5 protein-coding genes and 1 pseudogene are annotated in these 4902 nt (G+C 42.4%); 1 reads left to right on the top strand and 5 read right to left on the bottom strand.

The window, feature by feature from the left end; genetic code table 11:
- Positions 1-252: 252 nt before the first annotated feature.
- From V7L97_RS11150 to V7L97_RS11130, 5 genes and pseudogenes are all read right to left on the bottom strand, one after another.
- Positions 253-711 carry a DNA-binding protein gene (locus tag V7L97_RS11150; RefSeq protein WP_442891827.1) on the bottom strand — a complete coding sequence of 153 codons (459 nt, stop codon included), beginning with the start codon at positions 709-711 and terminating at the stop codon, positions 253-255.
- A 36-nt stretch (positions 712-747) separates the two neighbouring features.
- Positions 748-1125 carry a DUF1104 domain-containing protein gene (locus V7L97_RS11145; RefSeq protein WP_333655988.1) on the bottom strand — a complete coding sequence of 126 codons (378 nt, stop codon included), beginning with the start codon at positions 1123-1125 and terminating at the stop codon, positions 748-750.
- A gap of 148 nt (positions 1126-1273) precedes the next feature.
- On the bottom strand, positions 1274-2353 hold the full coding sequence (gene arsB, locus V7L97_RS11140; RefSeq protein WP_333655986.1) for an ACR3 family arsenite efflux transporter: 1080 nt from the start codon (positions 2351-2353) through the stop codon (positions 1274-1276).
- The gene (locus V7L97_RS11135) at positions 2346-2753 is read right to left on the bottom strand and encodes an ArsR/SmtB family transcription factor (protein ID WP_333655985.1); all 408 of its coding nucleotides are present in this window, start codon (positions 2751-2753) and stop codon (positions 2346-2348) included. The genes arsB and V7L97_RS11135 overlap by 8 nt, the downstream gene beginning before the upstream one ends.
- Positions 2754-2830: 77 nt before the next feature.
- Positions 2831-3478: pseudogene (locus V7L97_RS11130) on the bottom strand (permease); the annotation flags it as partial.
- Positions 3479-4006: 528 nt separating this feature from the next.
- Here V7L97_RS11130 and V7L97_RS11125 point away from each other — a divergent pair.
- The coding region (locus tag V7L97_RS11125) for a YeeE/YedE thiosulfate transporter family protein (RefSeq protein WP_333655983.1) at positions 4007-4902 on the top strand (896 nt) is incomplete at its 3' end.

Below are 4902 nucleotides of genomic sequence, written 5' to 3'. Positions count from 1 at the left end.
CTTATTTTACAAGGATTGATTTTGTGATTTCAGATTATTTTGGACAGCAGTGAAAGAAAATAAAACCTGATATGAAGGTTGTATTTATAAGCGGCTATACGGCTGATATTGTCCATAAAAAGGCATATTTGAAGAGAAGATATCTTTCCTCTTTAAACCTGTCTCTCCTGATGAAATTTTAAGGAAGACAAGGGAGGTACTGGATAGAAAATGAAAAGCCCTGCTTCCGGCCCAAAGCAGGGCTTGTAATTACTATCTTCTCCATCCCGACCATGCAGGGATGCCTGCGCTGTCTCTCAAAACAAGGACATTATCGCCTTTCTTCACCTCTGCAGCGATAATTGCAGGCTTGTCCATCATTGTTACCCTTGAGCCTTTGACCTCGATCTTATCGCCCTTTTCTATCTTTGTGTCCAACCTTTCAATGTACCAGCCCGGGCCGAGGTGCACCGATATGGTCTCTTTTTCTGTTTTTAACTGAAGGTGGACGCCATAAGACATTCCTTTCATTGGTGTGATCCTATGAACCAATTCGACTGTGCCTGATATTGTCTCTACAGTTGCGGGGTTATACATCCTCTGATACTGCGTCCCCATTCCCCATCCGCCGCTCCCTCGCCAGCCTTTCCATTCTTTCATTGGCTGTGCAAAGGCAAATGAAGCAGCAAGAACCAATGATACTGCCACCAATAAACTTAAAACTTTTCTCATTCTCATAAATACCTCCTTGAGCCGGATTATTTTTAATTATCTCCTTCCGCCTCTTCCTCCACCAAATCCCTGTCCCATTCTGCCACCCATGCTGTTGCCTCTCTGCTGCATGGTATCCCTTTCCTGCATCCTTTCTTTCATCCTCTCCTGCATTTTTTCACGGTTCTGCATCATCTGTCCTGCGTTTTCGGGTTTGCCGGCATATTTCTGTCTTTCTTCCTGCGTCATGTTCTGAACCCTTTTTTGCCATTCGTTCTGAAACGTGTTTCTTTCCTCAACCGTTGCATTCTGCATAGTACCGCGCATCTTCGAAAGTTCCTCTGTAGATATGTTGCTGTAGTCTGCAGCAAATGCAGAAGATGCAAGCATCGATACACCTAACATAGCACTAAATAAACCTGTTTTCAAATCCATTCTTCATTTCTCCTGATAAGTTGATTTTTAGAAATTTTAAGAGCAATGCTTATGCCAGATTATAAAGCCTTTAAAATCAAACTGTTTAAGGACTTGTGTTTTTTGTATAAGTGCAAGTTTTGCATTTATAAATGCAGATATTGCATTTTTACAAAGGCATTGAGTCTGTTATTTTGCAGTATTCGTCTTTGAAATATTTCCTCTGAAAATATCTTGCGACATTCACGAGACCGATTAAGACAGGCACCTCGACGAGCGGGCCTATTACAGCCGCAAAGGCAGCCCCTGAGTTAATCCCGAATACCGCTACTGCAACAGCAATGGCGAGCTCAAAATTATTGCTTGCAGCAGTGAAGGAAAGGGTTGTTGTCTTTTGATAATCGGTCCCCAATCTTTTGCCCATATAAAACGACACGAGGAACATGACAATAAAATAAATGAGCAGCGGGATTGCAATGCGCACCACATCCATTGGGAGTTTCACAATGTAATTGCCTTTCAAAGAAAACATCACGACAATGGTGAACAATAAGGATATTAAAGTAATGGGGCTTATCTTTGGAATAAATACCTGCTCATACCACTGACGGTTTTTTATTTTTATAAGGCTGAACCTTGTTATCATCCCTGCTATGAATGGTATTCCGAGATAAATGAAAACACTCTCTGCAATCTGCCTCATTGTAATCTCTACTACGGCTCCTTTTAGACCAAACAATGATGGCAGCATCGTTATAAAGATATATGCATAGACCGAATAAAAGAGAACCTGAAATACAGAATTAAAAGCCACAAGCCCTGCAGCATACTCCGGGTCGCCGCATGCAAGATCATTCCATACTATGATCATTGCAATGCATCTTGCCAGCCCTATCATGATGAGTCCAACCATGTATTCAGGATAATTGGGCAGTAAGCCTATAGCCAGAAGGAACATCAGCACAGGGCCGATTATCCAGTTTTGAATAAGGGACAGTCCCAGGACTTTTTTGTTTTTGAATACCTCCCCAAGTTCTTCATATTTCACCTTTGCAAGTGGAGGGTACATCATCAGGATGAGGCCGATTGCAATGGGGATATTTGTTGTGCCGACCTGAAATCTGTTTATAAAACCTTCTGTCTCTGGAATAAAATATCCGAGACTTACGCCGACGGCCATTGCAGCGAACATCCAGACTGTAAGGTATCTGTCAATAAATGAAAGTCTTTTGCCTGTATTTTTAGTCATAATGTCTTACCTCTCTACGAGTCATCGACCCGCTGCATCTGCTTTTATTCTTAATAGGAACAATCTCTGCCTTAGTGCTTTTGTTCTTCAGGAATTTATTTAGCCTCTTCTTATCTTCTGTTACTCCGCTTTCAGAAACTTTTTCCAGCACAGAAAGGACTAAAAACCTCTTGAACATATCGGAGTCGTCAATCCTGTAATGAATCCATTTGCCCTGTTTTCTGTCCTTTATTAATCCTGCATCTTTTAAAACGCCGAGATGGAAGGAGACCTTCGGCTGTATCATATCGAGGGCTGAAACTATATCGCATACGCAGAGTTCGCCATGCTCAAGGAGCTTTAATATCCTGAGCCTTGTTTCATCAGAGAGGGCTTTGAATATGCTCAGTAATTCCTGCATGCTACATCTCCGACTTTATCAATTCTTTGACCTTATCGGGGCCCGGCAAAGGCTTGCCCGAATGCTTGAGTTTCCCACACATAACCATGTATAAAACCACCGATGCCGATGGCTATTACGATAAAAAGCCATACCCTTTTCAGTATGTCTGTTGTATTCCACTTTGCACCCTCAAGCCTCTCTTTGAATGTCTGCTTTATTATCTCCTGCTCCTGTCCCATATGGAATTTGTAAACATATTCCTCAACCCAATTTTCGAGCTTGAGTTTCCCGATGATGAATCCTCCGAAGATGGCGACTAAGAGTCCTGTTCCCATATATATCGCTGCAATCTTCCATCCAAAAAGCCCCCAGAGCAAAACAACTGCAACTTCATTTACCATTGGTGATGATATTAAGAATGAAAATGTCACGCCGAGGGGAACCCCTGCTTCTACAAAACCTATGAAAACAGGAACTGCCGAGCATGAGCAAAAAGGTGTGACGACTCCAAGTAATGCTGCGAGGATATTACCTATAAACTCTTTTTTATGTGAAAGGATCTTCTTTGTCTTCTCCGGAGGGAAGTAGCTCCTGATTATGGATACGACGAAAATGATGACCGAAAGAAACAGGAATATCTTTATTGTGTCATATATAAAGAATTCTATGGCATCTCCAAGCCGCGAGCCTTGCTCAAGCTTTATAAAGCCATATGTAACATATGATGCAAGCTCTTTCAGCATTTAATGCCCCCGGAATAGTATCGCCTTAAAACATATAAACAAAATTTGATATGTTTTATCAGGATTTATTCAGCAAGATTCGCAAGCAGGGCTGGCTTGAGCGAATCGATATTTTTCGTCAACAGTTCTTAGTGAAATGTAGCGTCAGGCAATGGTATAATCTCTTCGCTTCATTCTCGAATGGCATCCAGCCATTCTCCGAAGCAAAGACAGCCCGCTTAGGCATCCATGCCACGCTTGGGCTGTCCAAGTCGCTCCGAGACCATACCATTGCCTGACAGACGCAAGTGTCTGAGCGAAGCGAGTTTTGCGGCTGTAGCGGAATGAGGTTAGAACTGTAGAAAAGTAGCGTCTGAAGCGAAAGCCAGTTCTGCTTGCGAATCTTGCTAATTGCCCTTTAATTGCAATTTTGTTGTACAATTAAGACAGGGGAGATAAAAGGTGTGACCAACCTTTCTCAAATTTTTTTTCCTTAACCTTGCACTGGGCTTGATATTGGGCTTTGTATTCCACAGGTCTGACCTTTGCATGGCCGGAATATTCCGCGACATATTTCTCCTGAAGCGCACCTTCCTACTAAGGATACTTTATTTGCAGGTGATTGTTACAATGGCGCTTTTCTTTATCGCAAAGAAAGCAGATCTTATCAGCCTTTATCCTCCTCCCAACCTGAATATCGCATCGCTTGGAACACTGGTCGGAGGCATGATATTCGGAATAGGGATGGTGCTGGCAGGGGGTTGTGTAATAGGAATCCTTTATAAAATGGGCTCCGGAAGCATTATCAGCATTATTGCATTTGCAGGACTCATTATCGGAAGCGCTGTCTTCGCAGAGTTCTATCCATTCTGGGCAGAGTTTTCAAAAAGAACCATGGTCTCTGAAGCTGTATTGCTGCCCCAGCTTATCAATGAACACCTCCTTACGCTTCCCATCCTGATTATATCATCAGTGCTTATTTTCAGATGGATACGTTCAAAAAAATTGCACCAAAAGGCTTATGCAGAGGGGTACATCCATCCGTGGAAGGTTGTAATTATCATTGCACTTTTAAATTTGATCATTTATATAAGCTCTGATATGCCAATGGCTGTCAGTACAGGATATGCAAAGATCGCTGCATACATTGAAAAGATCCTTATCCCGGAGCACTTTGAAACCGTTGCATTCTTTAAAAGAAAATCATACTCGGTTTTACATCCGGCGAGTAAGGCTTTAATTGCAGGAGGCCCTGTCGCCAGGTTTGACCACATTTTTTCCACCGAGATTTCATTAATCATCGGGATCATATTCGGGTCTTTTATATCCGCAATCTCGCTGGGAGAGTTCAAGCTGACTCTAAGTACGCTCCCCCCTTTTTTTGAGACAGAATATATCCGCCTTATTTGGTGGCATACTGCTTGCAATAGGTTCGAGGATGGCAG

Source organism: Dissulfurispira sp., assembly GCF_036745535.1.
GTDB lineage: Bacteria > Nitrospirota > Thermodesulfovibrionia > Thermodesulfovibrionales > Dissulfurispiraceae > Dissulfurispira.
This window is presented reverse-complemented; position numbering and strand designations above follow the sequence as displayed.

Coding starts and splice junctions, on each gene's coding strand:
- V7L97_RS11135 (WP_333655985.1), bottom strand. CDS start 2,753: ATGCAGGAATTACTGAGCATATTCAAAGCCCTCTCTGATGAAACAAGG.
- V7L97_RS11150 (WP_442891827.1), bottom strand. CDS start 711: ATGAGAAAAGTTTTAAGTTTATTGGTGGCAGTATCATTGGTTCTTGCT.
- arsB (WP_333655986.1), bottom strand. CDS start 2,353: ATGACTAAAAATACAGGCAAAAGACTTTCATTTATTGACAGATACCTT.
- V7L97_RS11145 (WP_333655988.1), bottom strand. CDS start 1,125: ATGGATTTGAAAACAGGTTTATTTAGTGCTATGTTAGGTGTATCGATG.